This is a genomic window from Yersinia massiliensis CCUG 53443 (assembly GCF_000312485.1).
In the GTDB taxonomy this organism is placed as follows: domain Bacteria; phylum Pseudomonadota; class Gammaproteobacteria; order Enterobacterales; family Enterobacteriaceae; genus Yersinia; species Yersinia massiliensis.
The window spans coordinates 116,209-136,503 of the sequence record NZ_HE997647.1 but is presented as its reverse complement, the minus strand read 5'-3'; the positions used below and the strand labels follow the sequence as shown (position 1 = coordinate 136,503).

Sequence of the window (20,295 nt, the reverse complement as noted above, 5' to 3'; positions counted from 1 at the left end):
ACCGGAGGTTAATTACCCAGTGGACCCTGTTCCCTCATCCGCACCCTACGGGTGCCACCGCTAAGGTAATTCCTCGTCTGACGTGATTGCCTTACCGGAAAAATCTGGTAGGCAGTCACTGCGCACTCTTCTTGTGCGAGTTTCTGCTGATAATGTTTTTTGCTCTCTCTACGGCAGGTTTGCCGTGAGCGCAACCTGAGATCGCCCCGACACGATTTCAGGGTATGACAGTAAGGTTTGAACCATGCACGTTAAAAATTTCACTCGGCAGTTGCTCAATACCTTGAGCCGTAGCCTGCCCCGCCGCCTGATCCGTCGGGAAACCATGCTAGAAGGTTTGCCACAGGGAAGTTCGGCCAAAGATCTGCCCGCCGCATTAACGCAGCAGCGTTTGCTGTGCGCCAATGAAACGCCACAGCAGCTCTATCAGCGTTTTCAGAGCCATCCCGAAGGGTTGACCGAGCAGGAAGCCGAGGCGATTCGCCTCAATGTTGGCAGCAATGTGATTGAAAATCAGCAAGCGACTCGCTGGTGGGTTCATCTATGGCACTGCTATCGCAATCCCTTTAACTTGTTGCTCACCATTCTGGCGCTGATCTCCTATGCCACCGAAGACCTGACCGCCGCACTGGTGATTGGGGCCATGGTGCTGATCTCCACCCTGATGCATTTTATTCAGGAAGCCCGTTCAAGCCGTGCAGCGGATGCGTTAAAGGCGATGGTCAGCAATACCGCCACCGTGATCCGCAGCGATGCCCATACGGGGAAAAGTGAACACCGCGAGCTGCCTATCGCTCAACTCGTCCCTGGTGACATCATTAAGCTGTCCGCCGGCGACATGATCCCCGCAGACTTGCGCATTTTGGTGGCAAAAGACCTGTTTATCAGCCAAGCCGCTTTGACCGGTGAATCCCTGCCCGTTGAAAAAGTGGCGCAATGCCGTGAGTGTGACGAGCAAAATCCACTAGAGCGCGATACCTTGTGCTTTATGGGCACGAATGTGGTCAGCGGTTCCGCGTTAGCCATCGTGGTTGGCACCGGTAATCAAACCTATTTTGGCCTACTGGCTGAGCGAGTGACTCATCAGGATGAGCAGCCCAACGCCTTCCAAAGTGGCATCAGTAAAGTCAGTTGGTTGCTGATCCGCTTTATGTTGGTGATGACACCCATTGTGTTGCTGATCAATGGCTTTACTAAGGGTGATTGGTGTGAAGCGGCACTGTTCGCACTCTCCGTTGCAGTAGGTTTAACCCCAGAAATGTTGCCGATGATCGTCACCTCGACGCTGGCAAAAGGGGCGGTAAAGCTGTCAAAGCAGAAAGTGATCGTCAAACGACTGGATGCCATTCAGAACTTTGGCGCGATGGACATTCTGTGTACCGATAAAACGGGTACGCTTACCCAAGATAAAATCGTATTGGAGAGCCATACCGATGTGTTCGGTGCTAATTGTGAGCGAGTGCTGCGTTACGCTTGGCTCAACAGCTACCACCAAACTGGGCTGAAAAATCTGCTGGATGTCGCCGTACTGTCCTCGATGTCGGAACCCGCCACTGAATCTCAAGCCGCTGCCACACTGGCCGGTTACCGCAAAATCGATGAGATCCCCTTTGATTTTGAACGCCGCCGTATGTCAGTGGTCGTCAGCGATAAGTCGGATTATCACGAGCTGATTTGTAAGGGCGCGCTCGAAGAGATGCTCTCCATCTGCCGCCATGTCCGCCAAGGGGATGACGTTATTCCTCTGACCGACGCGCTGCTGGCGCGTATTCGCCGCATTACCGATGAGCAGAACCAGCAAGGGCTGCGGGTGGTTGCCGTCGCCACACGCATTTTGCCTGCCTATCAGCGGGATTACGCCGTCATCGATGAATACGACCTGATTTTAGAAGGGTATATCGCCTTCCTCGATCCACCGAAAGAGAGCACAGCACCGGCGCTATTAGCACTGAAAAAAAATGGCGTTAATGTCAAAATTCTGACCGGTGACAATGAGTTAGTGGCACGTAAGGTCTGTAAAGATGTCGGACTATCGGTCGATCGGGTATTACGTGGCAATGATATTGAGCAGATGACAGAAGCAGAGCTGACTGAAGCCACGCGCACCACCACTGTCTTCGCCAAACTCACGCCAATGCACAAAGAGCGTATCGTACAAAACCTGCGGGAAGCGGGCCATGTGGTCGGTTTTATGGGCGATGGCATTAACGATGCGCCCGCTCTGCGGGCGGCAGATATTGGGATATCCGTAGATTCCGCCGTGGATATCGCCAAAGAAGCTGCCGATATCATTTTGCTGGAAAAGAGCTTGATGGTTCTGGAGCAAGGCGTCATTGAGGGGCGTCGTACTTTCGCCAACATGTTGAAATACATTAAAATGACCGCCAGCTCTAACTTTGGTAACGTTTTTAGTGTGTTGATTGCCAGCGCATTTTTGCCTTTCCTGCCGATGCTTCCCTTGCATCTGCTAATTCAAAATCTGCTGTACGATATCTCACAGATTGCCATTCCTTTCGATAATGTCGATGAAGAGCAATTGGCGAAACCACAACGTTGGAACGCCGGCGATTTGGGGCGATTTATGGTGTTCTTTGGGCCGATAAGTTCCATTTTTGACGTTTTGACCTTCAGCCTGATGTGGTGGGTATTTAAGGCGAATACACCGGAGATGCAGACACTGTTCCAATCCGGTTGGTTTGTTGAGGGGCTGCTGTCCCAGACATTGATTGTGCATATGATTCGTACCCGTAAGATTCCATTTATCCAAAGCCGTGCCTCTTGGCCGCTGTGTTTAATGACTCTGGCGGTTGTCGCCATCGGTATTGGGTTGACCTTCTCGCCGTTGGCGGGGTTCTTGCAATTACAGGCGCTGCCATTGTCTTACTTCCCATGGCTGATTGTGATTTTGCTGGGTTATATGGTGACGACGCAGTTGGTGAAAGGGTGGTTTGTGAGGAGATATGGGTGGCAGTGAGGGGATCATATTTTCAGTTTCAGTTGAGGACTGGATCTCGTTTCGGATGATATTAGGTGATCGACTCAATTCGGTTTGGTGATCGGTTCGGTTGACATGAGATCGGTGCTCACTTTACCCCTGATGCCTCAACCGCCAATGGGGTCACAAGCGCGTGACCCCCTTGGAGCCCCCGCGCTAGCGCACGCATCGCTTGTCCACTGCGTGGATTCCCTCACTCATCGTTTCGGCTGACGGAAGGCTTTACGCGGGTCCCTCCGCGCGACGCCTAAAACGGGCGTCCTGCCCGTTTTCCTTGCCTTCTCTCTTCGCTCGGCAGCTCAAATGTGCTTTTAAACTTCAAGATCAAAACCATGACTTTTAGGTCTTGGGTCTTGGGTCTTGGGTCTTGGGTCTTGGGTCTTTTGACCTTGAGCGCAATCAGAAAAATTGCCGACAAAGATTGCAGGCCGAATGAGCCGCATGGACGCGGCGAAAGGGGCTGTCGAGCTGGGAGCGAGTCAGCGCCGGTTCGATAAGCCGGAAAGCTGTAGGAGGGAATGGCGAAGCCACAATATTTCGCGCAAAGGCGCGGGTGTTGGGCCGCCGCCCTGCGGCCCGACTCGGTTGAGGCGGCGGAGTCAAAGTGATCACTGAGCGAATATCAACCGAAACCAGATCCGATCTATCGCAGCCAAGGTGAACACTGGAGCTATAACAACCGAACCGATCACCAAACCTTGATCCCCTAAATGCGACTCAAACAATCAATCGCAATAGCCTTAAAACTATCAAAATGCTGACTACTCAATAAACGACTCATCGACCGCTCCCGCACAAAGGTCACGAACAAATCATAAATCGCCATCGCTTCTTCATAATCAGTCTTACTGATAGCCAGCAAGAAAATAACGTAAGCCACTTCACCATCACCCCAAGCAATCCCATTGGGGGCTAACATGGTGACGACCACGGTTTTCTTCGCCAATAAACCCAACGAATGGGGTAGCGCGATCCCCTCGCCTAGCATGGTCGAGACAATCGCTTCCCGCTCAACCACTGACGGGTAAAAATCAGCATCAACGAAACCTTCAGCTTCTAACTCGCCGCAGACTTTTTCAAATAACTGCGCCTGCGTCATCGGCTCATCGATAATCATAAAATGATTGCTGTCGAAAAACTTCTCCAGCATGTATGGCCGAGTACGATCCACTAAAACCAATTTGCCTAACTGCTCTAACTGATACTCCGTCGGGAACGGTGACATCACCACCACCGGCTTGTTCTTTTCCGCTAATCGCGAATTAGAAATAATGAAATCTTCGTCGATATGGTCGAGAACTTCGTAGTCACGCAGTGAAATAGTCTGCGTCATCACAATTTGCGGATACTTACGGGAAATCTGAGCCTGAATCATTCGCGTGGTCGAGTTGCCGGTATCACACACCAGCATCACCTGCGGATGGCGCTGATATCCGATATTGTAATGGCGCTCTAACCCGACCCCAATATGCAGCACCAGATAACCAATTTCATTCTCGCTCAAGCTGTAAGGCGTGTATTTCCCCCAACTGGATACCGCCGCCAGTGTCACATCATAGGCCATCGGATAATGCTGTTTGATGTTGGATAACAATGGATTAGGGATGGTTATCTGATACTTCACCCTCGTAATCATGGTTTTGATATGGGTGAGCAAATCACTGCGTAGCTGCTTATCGCCCTGCAAATTGTAGTTATAGTGCGCGTTAATGTAAGACAGGATGTAATCCACCAGCGTCTCTTCATCGTCGGCATTGATTTCACTCGGGCGGCTAGTACTGGGCTGGCTGGCTTGAACCCGACGCGCAGCAATATTCACTCGTAAATAAGCTTCTTCGGCCGCTGAAATATCTTTACCAGACAGCAACTTAAGCTCACTCGCCAAGCGAGCTGAAGCCAGTTTCACCGCCTCATCGACATCTTCAGCGTCAAAATCGGATAATGGGTAACCGTCGGTGATGCGTTTGATCGCTACCGCACAGTAGAAAATCAAGTATTGCTCACCTTCATCGGTTAACCGCACCGCATATTGATCCAACAGCTCATGGAGCTGTTCGGTTAAATCAGGGATGGCCTGAATACTGAGAAATTCGTTTTTTAATAATGGGTTATCGGCATCTTGCAGTTGTAATTGGAATAAAAGGTCAGTGAGACAGGTACGGATAGATAATTCCGTCCCGAACAACTTCATGCCATAACGAGGTTTGGTTTCAATCGTCAGATGATAGCGATTTAGCCTTTCTCTCACCTCAGCCATATCATTTTGCAGCGTGCCACGGCTGACAAACCATTCATCGGCTAAATCTTCGAGCTTCAATGAAAAGGCGGAGGTCAGAAAACGGATTAACAGATAATGCACTCGTTCATGGGCAGTACGTGGGGTCAAATGGGTTTTGCGATTTTGCGGTTGGAGCGCCCGAAAGCGTTCAGCATCATCGATCATTAACCGATAACCAAAACCACGGTTATGCACAAAGTGTGCGCCATAATGCTCAAGAACTTCATTCAACGCCGTAATATCTGCCCGCACAGTCCGCGTCGAGACTGCAAAACGCTTCGCCAACTCATCTTGAGGTAGCGTTTCCGATTGCAATGCATCGAACATATAGGCCAGACGTTGATAGGGAAATCTCACTGCTCCACTCCGTTATTCAGGCATGCTGTTTTTAAGTCATTCAGCGCCCCCTGCCAGCATGTGCGCAGGGAGCGTCTCTCACTTCATTTTAGTGTCGCAGCATAAAATGTTAGACCACGATTTTCTTCACGATATCCAATAAGGTTTTCACATCTTCCGGACGAGTATGACCCGTTTTACTGTCGATGATCGAGCTGTAGATGTGCGGGATGATTTTCGTGACACCGGCATCCAGTGCAATTTGCACGATTTGTTCGAAGTTCTCCAGATCGATACCGCCCGTCGGTTCCAACCAGAACCCGGTCGCCGCACAAGCTTCAGCCACAAAACGGTATTCTTCGATAGAATCCAATCCGTTCATCGGGAAAAATTTGATGGAGCTGCCGCCCATATCCCGCAACATGGCAATGGCAGTTGTCACGGGAACGATCGCGTCTTTTTGCTGTGAGCTGAGCGGGCCAGTCGAGATCTTCACATAGCCCACTTTGCCCGTTGGCGAAATCAGGCCGTTCACCACGGTATCCTGTTGCCCCAACAACGCACGGCTTGGACCGACACCGGTAAAGACCTGATTCACATGCTGCGGTTGAACCTGCTGTGATATTTGACTGACCATGGTCGATTGCTTAGGATCGCCCGCCCCCAGCCCGACAGATAAGGCATTATCGATAAGTGCGGCGTATTCACGCATGTCTTTGACGGCACTGTCGACATCGGGATAATTTTTCGATAATACGCCCACCAGCACATGGCCTTCGGCCGCCTGATAGATCTCACGCGCATTCTCTTTTGAACCGGCCAGCACATTCAGGCACACCCGATCACGGTAATAATTTGGGGTCAATTTCATGAGTTAGGCTCCCTTCACCAAGCGGTTGATACAGCTATAAATCGTCTCAAGTTGCGGTGCCGTGACGCTGCGAACGTCCACCTCAATTTTGCCTTCATTCGCTTTATAAGCACGGAAATAAATAGCGATATCGCCATTTTTTAACGCATCCACCAAGTCAGGCGTCGAACGGCCAATTTTGGCCTCATCAAAACTGATTTCTGTGCGAGCAATATCGCGCCCAGCAGCATCCCAGACCACTTGGGCTGATACGCCGTCGATGGTATTCAACTGTGCAATGAAAGGGGTCATCTTAGCCACCATCTGCTGCCCAGTCTCTTTCTCCAGTGTCATGTAGCTTTCAATCGCGCGGGTCAGGCCGAGGATCCCCTCTTTACCGACTTTCATCGCACGTCCAATGCCGTTTGATTGCAGCTTCACCCAGTCGACATAGGTTTTCTTGCCCAGAACCAACCCGCTGGTTGGCCCTTCAATGGCTTTGGCCCCGCTATAAATCACTAAGTCAGCGCCCATTTGGTAGTAACACAGCAAGTCTTCTTCCGCTGCCGCATCAACAATCAGGGGCAATTGGTGCTTACGGGCAATCACCACCGCCTGCTCAACAGACAAAATGCTTTTTTGTACACAATGGTGGGATTTTATGTACAAGATAGCCGCGGTATTTGGCGTGATCGCGGCTTCAAGCTGTTCTGGCAAACATTCATTGGCGTATCCGGCTTCCACAACTTTACCGCCGCCGAGTGTCACCATAGTATCGACTGGTGCACCAAAGTTAACGTTATGGCCTTTCGGTAACACGATTTCGTGAGGCACGGTACGAGGTGCAGCATGGAGATTGACCAGCAAATTCGCATCATCTTTCACGATCACGGCCGCGACAGATTGTGCAATCCCCGCAGAAGCACAGGACACCACCACTGCACTCTCGACATTCAATAAATTGGCAATATAAGCACCGGTGTTATTCACCAGATCTTTCATGACAAAGTAATGGTTCAGGCCCAATTCCACGGCATCAACGACATCTTGTCGTGGCGTTGAAACACCGAGCATCGTCATACGGCCAGATGCATTAATAACCTGTTTTAACTGGTACTTTTCATAAACTGAAGACATCTTTTGACTTCCCTTCGTCAGTTAACACGACGTCACCGGCGACCACAGCGGCCAGTGGCACCAGATATTTTTCACCGGTAACCGATTTACCTTCCGAATCATTAAAGACCTGAGGTTGCTGTTTTAACTCAAAAATAGTCAAGTCAGCGTCATAGCCTTCTGCCAGTTTGCCTTTTTGGGACAAACGCAGCGCTTGCGCGGCATTTTGTGTCACGCAGTCAATAACCTGTTCCAAGCTTAGACCGACAGTGAAGAATTTGGACATCACGGTCGCCAAGCTGTGAACCGGCCCATTAATGCGGTTGCGGCAATAAATGTCGGAGCTAATGGTATGCGGGTAGATACCTTGCTTGATGGCTAGCGCGGCAACATCAAAGCTGAAACTGGCACTGCCATGGCCCACATCCAACAACACGCCACGCTTTAATGCGCGCTGGATAGACTCACGCAAGGCACCGGCAGGGGTTAAAATGCGGTTAGGTTTGCCGTTATAGCAATGAGTAATAATGTCCCCTTGCGTCAATAAATCGGCAATTTCATCCAGATCCGGCGGGTTATTACCAATGTGTACCATTAATGGCAACTGATGGTTTTCTTGCTGGATTTCTTTGGCGCGAATAAGGGGTTTAATGCCATTTTGGCCTACCACGCTGCTGCTCATCCGCGCTTTAATGCCAATAATAAAACCGGGGTTACGCGCTATCGCTTGGTTAACACTTTGCTTATCAATCTGCGCCATATCGGCTAATTCGTTTTGTGTCACGATGCCGGTTTTTGCAATATTCAGAAAAGCGTAAACATGCGTTTTCGCCGCACGGGTCAGCCGATAGAAATCATCAACATCATTCGCGCCAGTACTGCCCGCATCCACCACGGTGGTCACGCCACTGGCGACACCAATTAAATCAGCTTCATCGTGATAAATAGGTGAGGCGGGGTAACAATGAACATGGGAATCAATCCATCCGGCACTGAGGTAATATTTCCCCGCCAGATCCAATACTTTTTTAGCCGGATAAAAAGAAGAGCCCGCTGGATTATTTTCAGCATTCGAGGAAGCTGCACTCACAGCCGTGATTTTTCCATCATTGATTGCAATATCAACCTGACGGCCATCAACCAATACTGCTCGAGTGATAATAAAGTCATGCATTATCTTTATTCTCCGTAATACCTACTTGCTTGGTATGGCTGTGGGGTAAATATCCGGTAATTTGAATATTTACCCCGATGTTCAAGAAATCGCGACGGGGAAAATTGACCCTAAAATCATGGCACCTAAAATTGCACCACCGGTAATCGGTTTATTCCACAAATAAAACAATAATGCGCCGCCAAGAGAACCAATCCCAATCGGAATAGATGCAGTGATCGCAGACAGGATAATCAGTGGCCCCAAGAAACGGCCAGATGAGTTACCTGCCCCCATCATCACATCGGCACCGTAAGTCGAATCACTTTGGTTAATGGTAAATTTACGCGCCAAAATAATCAGATAACCAATGGCGAGACCAATGATTAAGCCGGTCACCAGTGATGCGGCAAAATTAGCCACTGGGAAGACAAAGCCCGCGCCCAGTAATAATGCAGGGACACCCAAGCCAACACCGGTTTGAATCGCACCGCCGATATCTAAAATACCGACCAACGAACCTTCGATGATACGGGCGAATAAGAAGCTGGCACCAAATGCCGCTACCGCGCCATAAACACCGGTATCCATACCTGCACGTAGCATAGAAACAAATGCCACTTCGTTAAATGCGCCGATACCATATAAGTAATACATATGAGTACCCGCAAATACGCCGGAAGATAACAGTCCTACAAAAATCGGAAAGGACCAGTCGGCATACCAGAAATTATTCTTGGTTTGTTCATCCATTATTAAGCTCCTCTCGCTCTGTTATTTTCCGCTCAATGCGTTATGAATGGTATCGAGCCACATAGGAACACCCAGACTGAATGACTCCAATAACTTCATATCAAATCCGCGGAAGAAACCACTGAGCACAAATAGCAGCACAATCACTGTCATCATGATTTTCGTGACTTTATTCCAACCACTTTCCTCAACGCCTTTACCGATTAAAATACCCAGTACTAGGCCCGGAACGGCATTCCCCATAATAAGCTGTGCTAAACCACCAAATATCGTGGCCCAGAAGCCAGAACGACGCCCAGCATCAATCGCGGCTAACCAGAAAATAACGGGCATCACGGTGTTAACCAGAATATTGGCCGCAGGAACTAAGACTTTAATCGCCGTTACCTGCAATGCGGCTGGCACTGCTGACGCCGTGGTATTAAGGAAGCTAACAACAATAATCCCGATAATGCCGCAGGCAATCGCCATCTTTTTCGGGTTATGCATGGTTTCCGCGACATTGCGATTCTTTATCATCAATGCGGCGGCACCCCAGTTAGGGATGATGCGGTGGTCAACGTCCTGAGTGAACGCCCCCGCAGCGACCGATGAAGCCCAAGCGTTGAAGAAGAAGCCGAGCCCGAAGGAGAAATGCGATGCTGGATCACCCTCACACGAGTTCAACTCGCCCAAGGTACGAAATGCACCCATTCCCTGTATTGTCGGCGCATGGAACATACGGGCGGCCCCAACACCAACCCCCACGCCAACCAGTCCGCCGATAATAATCGACTTAAAAAGAATAATTAGAAACATCAACATATCCTTTCATTTGTTAGTTTTCCCTAAGTAATTGAAGTGACCGCACGCGGTAAAACAAATACAAAGGCATTCATTTTTATTGAGCTATCAAGACAATATTGACCGACAAAAACTGCTTATTTTGAAACGAAGGCCACTTTATCAGTGTCAATAAATGTCACGTTCACGGTGATATCTAATTCCACGCTGTAGGTTTTTCTTTCACGTGCCAGAAAGAAGAATAAAAACTTCTCTTTCTTCACCGATAACTCAGCGCGTAATACTTTTACGTCTTGTGGTTCAATGCGTAACAGAATATTTTGTGTCGATTTCAGCACTGTATTTTGGACATTTCCCAGCGCATTCGCGAAAGCTTTACCTTTGGTATCGCCTTTACCTTTGACCTGCACTTGAGTGGTGTATTGCTCTTTCATTACGGCTGACCATATTTCTTGATATAGGCTTCCACTAATTTTTGCCCTAACTCTTCTTTATCCATAAATCCGAAGCCTAATACCTTGCAGCCTTCATTTATTGCCGTCACACCTTCTTCCACTGAACGCATGCCGTATTTCGCTTTGTAGCCATATTTATTTTGGGCTGTAATCGCGCCTGCGCCGCCACTACCACAGAATGAAATACCGAAATCAGCTTGTTCGCTATTCATCACATCACCCAGTTTCATGTCTGCGGCAACGCCGGGAATAACCACCACGCGGCCACCAGCCAATTCAACACCTTGTCCTACTTTCTGGCCTTTTCCTAAACGGTCGCCAATCACAACGGTAATTTGACTCATAGTTTCTTCTCCAGATTCGTATTTTAGGGGTTATTATCTTTCGCGACTTCGAAATGCACTGACAGTAGATAAGCTTCTTCAATCGGTAAATTGGCAAACTTATCGACGACTTGCTGGGCCATTTGCATCGAATGCGTAGAAATTTCATCAAATAATGATTTATCGACCTCAGGTAATGGCTCGCCCGTTATTGAACGCAGTACCATTGCCCGAATATGTGATGTCAGCATTTGTTGCTGCACATCGTTAGTAAAAATATTTTCGGCATTTAGCATTGCCGTAATTTCAGCTAATACCCGTTCAGTGATGATATTGGCTTCGTCCACTTGCGGTTCCTCGGCTGCATTCATTGCGGCTACATCATTCACGCTGGCAATCCTCTATCTCTTTTTCCCGAAAAAACTTTCTGACGACAAAGATAGGTTCCGTTACCTTCCCTCTGCGCGATGACATCACCCTACCTGCAAGCCGAATAGGTGTGTAGTGGCATTTTTTCCAGTTCAAAGTGGAAATATCATGTCTTAGGGGGATCACATTCGCAAAATAGGTGATAACAGAGCTAACTTAATCATTAACAACAAAATAACTTTTAATATGAATGTCCGCTGATTCCCCGTGGGGAAAAATGTTCGTGATCCTGATCTCTTTCTTTTCTAGCCGGAAGCGCCTAATATCAGTTTATTATTAAGCTATTTTCTAACACCCCCTCTCCTATGGCGTGGGGGTGTTGCTTTTGTGTTGTTTGCTAAATTGAATTGGAGAGTGGTATGACCAAGCCAACCATCACGATTAACGAGCTGGATGCTGAACGTTTGGATGCGTTACTGGCGCAACCGGCTTTTGCCGGTACTGTGGTCGCACAAGCGCTCAATGAAGAACTGGATCGCGCAGAGATCTTGCCACCCAATGCCATTCCGGCGGATGTGGTGACCATGAACAGCCGCGTGCGTTTTCGCGATCTGAGTAATCAGGAAGAGCATATCCGCACGCTGGTTTACCCTGCTTCGCTGAAAGACAGCAATGAGCAATTGTCCGTTATGGCACCGTTAGGTGCAGCGTTGCTCGGATTGCACGTCAATGATGAAATCAGTTGGGCACTGCCTGGTGGCGATGAAACCCGTATTACCGTGCTGGAATTGCTGTATCAGCCAGAAGCGGCGGGCGAATTCCACCGTTAATCGGGCATCAGCGAAAGATGACAGTGCAGGTCGGTGCGGGTAAAGCATCAGTGCATATGTTGTGAGGGTAACAGCCTGTGGCCATTACCCTCTTTACGTCTGTTAGCGGTATTTTTTGTGGTAGGTATCACGGGTCGGCTTAAAGTCTTGGGCTGCTTTTTTAGCCTCATCCAGTTTGCCTTGATTCGCTAATGCCAGCGCACCATCAATCTGGCCGATAAGTAAGTCCAAGCCATGGCGGAAATCCTTCACCTCCGCGCTTCCCTCGCCTTTACTCTTCAATTTGCTTGGAATGCCCTTTTGCGCATCCTGCGCGGCTACACGCATCGCCTCGAGGCCTTTTTTGATGACATCTGTCGAATCTGCCTTCAATACTTTGCCGTAATTCTCGGCAATCGTGTCCATGTTGTCTGCCACACTGGCGGCCATAACTAGCGTACTGGTGCTGAGTAGCACCGCCGCCACTAACGCCATCATTTTCTTACCCATGCTCACATTCCTTCTATCCCCATCAGACTTGGCGTTGCGATGGTGCTGACAGTCACCTAAGCCATTGGGTAGGGTTATTGTTATTGAAATACTGATCATTAGTACATCACTTCATTAGTACATTGCTCATATTGAACATAGGCAATAGAAGACCAAACTGACAATGATTATTTGTTGTCAGTTGGGAAAGTCAGCGTTGTACGGGAAAATAAAAGGCGATGGGTTGCTCGCGATCAGCAATAGGCAGCGATTTTTTCTCTGTTTTCAGCGATTAAGATAACACCCCATTTCGACGTATCCGGATGTCTGCTCCAGATTTTCTCTTCTGGGATACTGGTGCCGTTGTAAGGAACTCGGTCACCGCTATAGGGGTAAAATTTGCCTGCCTCAGAATCCAATATAAATACAGCTAACTTGTCTGACTCACGAGCTATCTTCTGCCAAAGAGCCTGACCCGCCTCATACTGCTTATTATCACTCATTAAGATTAGGCCACACTTGAGCACTAAAACCTCGTAGAGCAGCGTAGCCAACCCTTTGCCCCGCTCATTCAGATCAATCACCATTCCTTCTACTTGAAAGAGTGCAGAATCTTGCCAAAAACGATGAACTGAAATGACGTTATGACCTAACTCCTGCTTGGCCACCAGATCCAGAGCTGCAATAACCCGATGACGAGGTATGCCATTAAAACTTTCTGTATTTAAACGGATAATGGCGGCTTTAGGGACTTTAATATCAAAAACAACGGCATATTCCATACCGAATAATTCAAATTCATGGATGACCTTAAATTCCCGAGCAATAGTGGCTGGACTATACGTGCTTGGCATCACAATCATCTTTGAACTTCCCCGCATCAATACTGGCATTATCATTTCCTTTGACTATAAAACATCCACTTGAACGGGGGAAGATTACCATGTCAGAGAAATGAGCAAACAAAGCCGCCCGTATTGCTACAGGCGGGGAGTGGAATGAGAAAATGACAGGAAGGGTATTATTCGCCTGCGATCTTCATGGCAGGTAACAAGACAGAGCCGCATTGGATATTACTGCGCGTTTCGATATCACTGCCGACGCTCACAATATTGCGCAGCATGTCTTTCAAGTTACCGGCAATGGTAATCTCACTGACCGGATACTGAATCTCACCGTTTTCGACCCAGAAACCTGCAGCACCACGTGAGTAATCACCGGTAACCGTACTGACGCCTTGGCCCATCAATTCAGTCACCACTAAGCCTTTATCCAACTGCTTGAGCATACCGGCGAAATCCTGCCCCTGACCGGCGATGCGCCAGTTATGGATCCCCCCTGCATGCCCTGTGCTTTGCAGCCCTAACTTACGGGATGAATAGCTGGTCAGCAGGTAAGTTTGCAGCACCCCATCTTTGACGATTTCTCGTTGTAACGTGCGCACACCTTCGCTGTCGAATGGCGTCGATGCTAGGCCACGTAGCAAATGCGGATGTTCTTCGATGGTCAGCCAATCAGGCATAATCTGCTGGCCGAGATGGTCAAGCAAGAAGGTGGATTTGCGATAAATGTTACCGCCGCTGATGGCTGACACCAAATGACCGAACAAACCAGTAGCCACTTCAGCGGCAAACAGCACCGGCGACTGCATCGTCGGCAGCTTACGTGGAGACAAGCGAGATAACGTGCGGCGGGCACACTCTTCACCCACCCACTCAGGGTTGGCTAAATCGTCCATCCGGCGACCAATGGTATAAGCATAATCGCGTTCCATATCCCCATTGTGCTCGGCGATAACACTGCTCGATAGCGAATGACGACTGGAGCAATAGCTCTGCAACATGCCGTGGCTATTACCAAAAACTTTGATGCCATAGTGGCTGTTAAAGCTGCCACCTTCCGTATTAGTAATGCGCTTATCGGCCTGCAATGCAGCCTGTTCTGCCCTCGCGGCCAACAAGATACCTTGCTCAGCATCCAAATCACTGGGATGGAACAAATCCAGATCCGGCGCATCAAAAGCCAATAGCGATTTCTCTGCTGGCCCTGCGTAAGGGTCTGGTGAGGTGTAGCGAGCGATATCCAGCGCCGCTTGCACGGTACGCGCGACAGCATCTGGATTTAAATCGGTAGTAGACGCACTGCCTTTGCGCTGCTGGTGATAAACGGTAATTCCCAGCGCACCATCGCTGTTGAACTCCACGTTCTCCACTTCACCAAAGCGTGTGCTGACGCTAATTCCGGTGGTTTTACTCACGGCGACTTCGGCCGCATCGGAACCGGCGCGGGCCAATTCCAAAGCCTGTGCAACGGCTTGTTCCAGCGTTTTACGCTGTTCTGCAACTTGAGTGACTACTTTCATCTATCTGCCATAATTAATGAGATAATCGTTCAGGAAAGTGTCGTAATACGACGACTTACACGGATAAAATAGAGAACGCCATACTTTTGAGTCTATCAGAGATCTTTGCACAATTTCGCAGAAAGCAAACAACCTGCTACGATTAGCCTCTTTTTAAGGAATTTGACCATGAACAAACAGCCCGAAGACTGGCTAGACGAAGTCCCAGAAGATAAAAATGACGATGATGATGAGATTATCTGGGTCAGTAAAAGTGAAATCAAGCGCGATGCCGAAGCATTGAAAGATCTCGGTACCGAGCTGGTTGAGCTGGGTAAAAACGCGCTAGAGAAGATCCCATTAGATGAAGATCTGCTGGCGGCCATTGAGCTGGCACAGAAAATCAAAAAAGAAGGTCGCCGCCGCCAAATTCAGTTAATTGGTAAAATGCTACGCGCCCGTGATGTCGAGCCGATTCAAACTGCCCTCGATAAACTGAAAAACCGCCATAACCAGCAAGTTTCACTGTTCCATAAGCTAGAGCTATTGCGTGATCGCTTGGTTGAAGAAGGTGATGATGCGATCCCAACCGTATTGGATTTGTATCCAGACGCCGATCGCCAGCAACTACGTAGCTTGGTGCGTAATGCCCAAAAAGAAAAAGCCGCCAATAAACCGCCGAAGTCCTATCGCCAGATTTTCCAATATCTGCGTGAACTGGCAGAAAAGCAGCAGTAATAACGTTATAGACAGTGCCTATTCATTTAGGCGTTTGTCACCCGCCGCTTGGCTATGCGGCACGTTGAGTTCAAGATGGCAAGGGAACGTGGCTTAGTTAATATTAAAGCGCAGACTCCCTGCCAGCTCTTCTTCTGCCTCTTCGAGCAACAAAACTATCGCCCCAAAACGGCGTTTCCGGCGGTGATTGAAATGAATAAACTCAATCTCTACCGGTAATGCTATCTCGCCTGTTACCACATCCCACAACGCATCCAGATTCGCGCCAAAATCTTCGCTCAGGGCAAACTTCTGAGAGAATTCACGGTAAAATGCAGGGAAATCAGGTATATGGTCAAAATCGAATGCCACTTTTACCATTTTCTCACCCCATCCGAATGAAATGCTTGTAGTGATCCTGAGTCAGATAAATCAGGCCATCATTTGAGTACAACAACCGATCGCTGCCACGGTGACCACAGCGATAATTCACATCAGCCTCACGCCAGTTACGCCCCTTGGCCTCAGGCAGTTGACGTTCACGGTTAGAAAAACGATCGCCACCGATTGCCCGCCCCGGTAACACCTGACACAGATTACCTTCCTTGGGATCCCAGCCCTTCTGACGGGCCTGCTGCTTGGTGATGTAAAAATCCGGCAACCGGTGGTGTTTTTGTAGATATTCCACCACCGGTTTGTGCTGGGTTAATTGCTCGATAGATGCCGGTGTCGATACCGATGGGCGCGCCAGATCGGGTGATTGACCAATATCACGCGCAGTGACTCCATCAAAACCTTGCAGGGCTGCGACGAGCAGCAGCAGTACCGCGCCTAAAATCGTGATAATCCGTTTATTCATTATGGCCCTCCTTAACCCTTAAGCGTCCAAAAACAGTTGTACTGCATATAGTGATCGTTCACATCTCACCGAAAGTGATTTACTCATCTGACTTACAGATTGCCTAAATGCAGGGTTTTAACTTCCATAAACTCTTCTAATCCTAGCACTGAACCTTCGCGGCCCAGACCGGATTCTTTCACACCACCGAAGGGGGCAAGTTCTGTCGATACTGAGCTTTCATTAACACCGATCATGCCGCTTTCCAATGCCTCTGAAACGCGAAATACCCGTTGCAGATTCTGGGTGTAAAAATAGGCCGCAAGCCCAAATGGCGTGTGATTGGCGCGCTTAATGACTTCGTCTTCCGTTTTAAAGCGGAAGCATGCTGCCAACGGGCCAAATGTCTCTTCAGAAGCCACTTTCATCTGTTCGTTGGCATCGGCAATTACTGTCGGTTCGAAGAAGTTACCGCCTAATTTATGACGATGGCCACCCGCCAATAATCGGCCACCTTTTTCGAGAGCATCTTTAACGTGATCCTCGACCTTCTCCAGCCCCGCGAGATTAATCAATGGCCCCATATCAACGTCTTTATCCATGCCGTTGCCCACTCTCAACTTTTTGACCTCAGCGGCCAAGCGGCTGACAAACGCATCGTACACGCCCTCTTGAATATAGAAGCGATTGACGCAGACACAGACCTGCCCAGCATTGCGGAATTTACAGGCCATCGCCCCCGCGACCGCAGCCTCTAAATCTGCATCATCAAACACGATATAGGGTGCATTGCCGCCCAATTCCATCGAAATCTTTTTCATGGTCGCGGCAGCATTGCGCATCAGAGTTTTGCCCACTTCAGTGGAGCCGGTGAAAGAGATTTTGCGCACATCAGAGCTGGCCATGATGGCATCACTGATAGCATGGGTATCACCGGCAACACCATTCAGCACACCCGCTGGCACACCCGCTTTTTCAGCTAATGCCAGTAAGGCGAAAGCTGACAGTGGGGTGTTATTGGCAGGTTTAATCAGCCCAGTACAACCGGCAGCCAATGCCGGGCCGAGTTTACGGGTCAGCATCGCTAGCGGGAAATTCCACGGCGTGATAGCCGCGACAACGCCAACCGGTTCGCGCGTCGCAAAAATACGCGCCCCTTCTTTGGCGGGGGGAATGATTTCACCGTTGGCACGTTTGGCTTGCTCACTAAACCATTGAATAAAGCTGGCAGCGTAGGCCACTTCACCTAATGCTTCTTTCAGTGGTTTACCTTGCTCTGAAACCATTATCTCAGCCAAGGCTTGCTGATGTTCCATGATCAGTAAATACCAACGCTGGAGAATTTCTGCCCGTTGTTTAGCCGGTGTTTTGCGCCAAGCAGGGAATGCCTCACTGGCGGCTTGAATGGCAGCTTCGGTTTCATTTTTGCCAGCTTTTGCCACTTTGGCGACTAATTCGCCAGTGGCGGGATTGCGGACCTCAAACGTGTCTTGCGCTTGGTGCCATTTACCCCCCACAAAGTAGCCGAGGTGGTAAACACCGTCGCTGTGCTGTTGGGTCTGTAATGGATTCTGTATGGAATGTGATGCTGACATCTTGTCGACCTCCTTTAGGGAAGTAATGCCCTCCATCAGTGAAGGGCGCGGAAAGATTGTTTGATAGAAAAAGATTGTTTGATAGAAGTATAGCCCTTGAAAAGACGATGAGAACAGCTTACCCCCTTTCCCGCGTTAACTAGATAAGAGCACTCTGATATCGGTGCAACATCTCCGCGAGCCGCTTCACGGGTTGGGCAATCGAATCAGATAACTGATAATCCAATAATTTTTGTTGGTATTGATCCAATTCTTGTAATAACCGAGCAAAGTAATAACGCCGTTTCTGATCATTCTTCGCATTAATGACACGATCAGCGGTATAGCGGATTTGCTTATGAAAGGCACTCAATTCAACATTTGCGGGGATTTCGGTGTGATTAAGCCGCTGATGGGCGATGATCAACGTTAATGCCAGACGATACTTATCGATATCGCCAGGGAACATCATTAATAATTGGTTTAGTTGCTGATAGAGCATCGGTAAATGATTTTCGCTGCGGCGCGCTTGATTGGTGGTCAGAGCCGATACCGCGCTATAAACAAAACGGTTTAATAACGTTCTGCCCGTTCTATCTTTGGCATTATCACGGATCAGCAGCAAGACAATCAGGGAAACAAAGCAGCCAACGATTTGCCCCAACGCGCTGTCGAGAAACAAGCTCACGTTAAATTCCATCGGATTGCTTAGCACCATAATATTGATGGTACTGGCTAATGTCCCCAATGACCCCAAACGCCGCTTCTGCACTTCGATACCAATCACAAAAGCCAGTAAACCCAAGCTGATACACAGCAGCAGCAAACTTTGCTGCGTGGACGGAATAATAAACATAAAGTAAAGCGCACCAATCGGCAGTGCCATAACCACCCCTAACAGGAAGTCGATGGCGACCATACGCGGGTTGGGCGTACGCATCGCCAATGAAGTGACCACCGCAATCATGACCATGCAGCCAGCGCCAGACGTCCAGCCTGTCCATAGCCAGAACAACCCACCGATCGCCGTCGCGATACCAGTACGCAATCCATTGATCATAGCGTGATGGCCTTCGGCAGAGACATGTTTGACAGGCACTTCTCTCGACAGGATTCCTTCCTCTACGGCACTGATACTGCTATTGGTGTGTATCCCTTTCGCGAGCAATAAATAGCGGGTCGCGGCACCCACCCAACTGCTGATAGTTTGAGGGATGGCTTCACTGTGGCTCGCGCCAATAAATTGACGTAACTCTTTCAGCCGCTGATGTATCTCAGCAGGTGTCGATGCGGGCTCGCTCAACATGCTTTTCAGCTCAGGCGTCAAAATGTCCGGGTGATAGGTCTGCACCAGATAGCTTTCGCACGCTTGGGTGATCAAGGCGAGGGATTCGGTATGCAATACGCGTAAGCGGCGATCACAACGCTGCCAGCGGGATGACTCCATCATCAAATAGCTGCGCATCCCATTGAGCGCGGTTGTGTTTTTGACCAAATCATTCCAAGCGCGATCGATTTCTGTTTTTTCGGCGGGACGAATACACAGTTGCAGCAATTTGTATTGATCCACCAGCACCTTATCCACCAGCCGATCAATATCCTGTTTAATTGAACGCGGGGAAAACAGTAAATCCGCCATCACGGCGCAGACGATCCCCAGCACAATTTCGCTACAACGCTCAACCGCAAACTGCGGCGTCAAGAGCGGCGTTTCACCGGTTGTGACGATGATAATCAGCGCGGTGTAACCGGCCAGACCAAAAGCATAGGAGTTTTCGACGCGCACCAGTGATGAGATCCAAGTGCAAACACCGGCCCATAGACAACAGAGCATAAGCGTTAAAACGGGCGCTCTGATGGTCAGCACGATAATGACCAATCCGCCAATACAGCCGATAAACGTCCCAATAATACGCAGCCAGCCACGGTGGCGGATTGCACCAGAGAAGGGTTCACCACCGGCGGCAAAGGCTGGACCGGCGGCGACAATCGCAGCCGTCAGTACCGACCAGCGTGGTGTTTCCAACTGCAAATGAAAGCCAAGAAACAGCGCAGCGACAATGGCAAAACTCAGCTTAAAAGCAAAGCGCAGGCGAATAAAGGTGGGGCTGTTCAT

At 49.2% G+C, this 20,295-nt stretch carries 19 protein-coding genes; 3 read left to right on the top strand and 16 right to left on the bottom strand.

Features of this window, described 5'->3' with window-relative positions; translation table 11 throughout:
• The first annotated feature begins 244 nt into the window (after positions 1-244).
• Positions 245-2,974 carry a magnesium-translocating P-type ATPase gene (gene mgtA, locus BN68_RS17190; protein WP_019212408.1) on the top strand — a complete coding sequence of 910 codons (2,730 nt, stop codon included), beginning with the start codon at positions 245-247 and terminating at the stop codon, positions 2,972-2,974.
• Positions 2,975-3,701: 727 nt separating this feature from the next.
• Here mgtA and BN68_RS17185 read toward each other — a convergent pair.
• The 9 genes from BN68_RS17185 to BN68_RS17145 all read right to left on the bottom strand — a co-directional run bounded on the left by BN68_RS17185 (position 3,702) and on the right by BN68_RS17145 (position 11,431).
• A complete protein-coding gene (locus BN68_RS17185; protein ID WP_019212407.1) occupies positions 3,702-5,630 on the bottom strand; it encodes a BglG family transcription antiterminator in 1,929 nt (642 codons plus the stop codon).
• Between the two features lie 109 nt (positions 5,631-5,739).
• On the bottom strand, positions 5,740-6,480 hold the full coding sequence (dagF, locus tag BN68_RS17180) for a 2-dehydro-3-deoxy-phosphogluconate aldolase (RefSeq protein WP_019212406.1): 741 nt from the start codon (positions 6,478-6,480) through the stop codon (positions 5,740-5,742).
• 3 nt (positions 6,481-6,483) lie between these two features.
• Positions 6,484-7,596 carry a DgaE family pyridoxal phosphate-dependent ammonia lyase gene (locus BN68_RS17175; RefSeq protein WP_019212405.1) on the bottom strand — a complete coding sequence of 371 codons (1,113 nt, stop codon included), beginning with the start codon at positions 7,594-7,596 and terminating at the stop codon, positions 6,484-6,486.
• A complete protein-coding gene (locus tag BN68_RS17170; protein ID WP_019212404.1) occupies positions 7,580-8,749 on the bottom strand; it encodes an amidohydrolase/deacetylase family metallohydrolase in 1,170 nt (389 codons plus the stop codon). The genes BN68_RS17175 and BN68_RS17170 overlap by 17 nt, the downstream gene beginning before the upstream one ends.
• An 81-nt stretch (positions 8,750-8,830) precedes the next feature.
• The gene (locus BN68_RS17165) at positions 8,831-9,481 is read right to left on the bottom strand and encodes a DUF4310 family protein (protein ID WP_019212403.1); all 651 of its coding nucleotides are present in this window, start codon (positions 9,479-9,481) and stop codon (positions 8,831-8,833) included.
• A 21-nt stretch (positions 9,482-9,502) separates the two neighbouring features.
• A complete protein-coding gene (locus BN68_RS17160; protein ID WP_019212402.1) occupies positions 9,503-10,279 on the bottom strand; it encodes a DUF4311 domain-containing protein in 777 nt (258 codons plus the stop codon).
• A 122-nt stretch (positions 10,280-10,401) separates the two neighbouring features.
• Positions 10,402-10,698, bottom strand: coding sequence for a DUF4312 family protein (locus BN68_RS17155; protein WP_019212401.1), 297 nt, complete (start codon positions 10,696-10,698; stop codon positions 10,402-10,404).
• The gene (locus tag BN68_RS17150) at positions 10,698-11,063 is read right to left on the bottom strand and encodes a glycine-rich SFCGS family protein (protein WP_005271418.1); all 366 of its coding nucleotides are present in this window, start codon (positions 11,061-11,063) and stop codon (positions 10,698-10,700) included. Before BN68_RS17150 ends, BN68_RS17155 begins: the two co-directional genes overlap by 1 nt.
• 23 nt (positions 11,064-11,086) lie before the next feature.
• Positions 11,087-11,431: a PRD domain-containing protein gene (locus tag BN68_RS17145; RefSeq protein ID WP_019212400.1), complete on the bottom strand. Its 345-nt coding sequence runs from the start codon at positions 11,429-11,431 to the stop codon at positions 11,087-11,089.
• A 399-nt stretch (positions 11,432-11,830) separates the two neighbouring features.
• On the opposite strand from BN68_RS17145, the gene rnk reads away from it, so the two are divergent.
• Positions 11,831-12,241, top strand: coding sequence for a nucleoside diphosphate kinase regulator (rnk, locus tag BN68_RS17140; protein WP_019212399.1), 411 nt, complete (start codon positions 11,831-11,833; stop codon positions 12,239-12,241).
• 102 nt (positions 12,242-12,343) lie between these two features.
• Here the strand turns inward: rnk and cybC are convergent, their stop codons facing one another.
• From cybC to pmbA, 3 genes are all read right to left on the bottom strand, one after another.
• Positions 12,344-12,730, bottom strand: a complete 387-nt coding sequence (gene cybC / locus BN68_RS17135) for a cytochrome b562 (protein WP_019212398.1) — start codon at positions 12,728-12,730, stop codon at positions 12,344-12,346.
• 233 nt (positions 12,731-12,963) lie between these two features.
• Positions 12,964-13,608, bottom strand: a complete 645-nt coding sequence (locus BN68_RS17130; RefSeq protein WP_050082855.1) for a hypothetical protein — start codon at positions 13,606-13,608, stop codon at positions 12,964-12,966.
• Between the two features lie 122 nt (positions 13,609-13,730).
• Positions 13,731-15,071, bottom strand: coding sequence for a metalloprotease PmbA (gene pmbA, locus BN68_RS17125; RefSeq protein WP_019212396.1), 1,341 nt, complete (start codon positions 15,069-15,071; stop codon positions 13,731-13,733).
• A gap of 168 nt (positions 15,072-15,239) precedes the next feature.
• Here pmbA and yjgA point away from each other — a divergent pair, with 168 nt between their 5' ends.
• Positions 15,240-15,788, top strand: coding sequence for a ribosome biogenesis factor YjgA (yjgA, locus tag BN68_RS17120; RefSeq protein ID WP_019212395.1), 549 nt, complete (start codon positions 15,240-15,242; stop codon positions 15,786-15,788).
• Positions 15,789-15,881: 93 nt separating this feature from the next.
• On the opposite strand, the gene BN68_RS17115 is transcribed toward yjgA, so the two are convergent.
• From BN68_RS17115 to aaeB, 4 genes are all read right to left on the bottom strand, one after another.
• Positions 15,882-16,148 carry a barstar family protein gene (locus tag BN68_RS17115; RefSeq protein ID WP_019212394.1) on the bottom strand — a complete coding sequence of 89 codons (267 nt, stop codon included), beginning with the start codon at positions 16,146-16,148 and terminating at the stop codon, positions 15,882-15,884.
• Between the two features lie 4 nt (positions 16,149-16,152).
• Positions 16,153-16,626 carry a ribonuclease gene (locus BN68_RS17110; RefSeq protein ID WP_019212393.1) on the bottom strand — a complete coding sequence of 158 codons (474 nt, stop codon included), beginning with the start codon at positions 16,624-16,626 and terminating at the stop codon, positions 16,153-16,155.
• Between the two features lie 92 nt (positions 16,627-16,718).
• Positions 16,719-18,200, bottom strand: coding sequence for an NAD-dependent succinate-semialdehyde dehydrogenase (locus tag BN68_RS17105; RefSeq protein ID WP_019212392.1), 1,482 nt, complete (start codon positions 18,198-18,200; stop codon positions 16,719-16,721).
• Between the two features lie 139 nt (positions 18,201-18,339).
• Entirely contained in the window at positions 18,340-20,295 is a 1,956-nt protein-coding gene (gene aaeB, locus BN68_RS17100) for a p-hydroxybenzoic acid efflux pump subunit AaeB (protein ID WP_019212391.1), read from the bottom strand.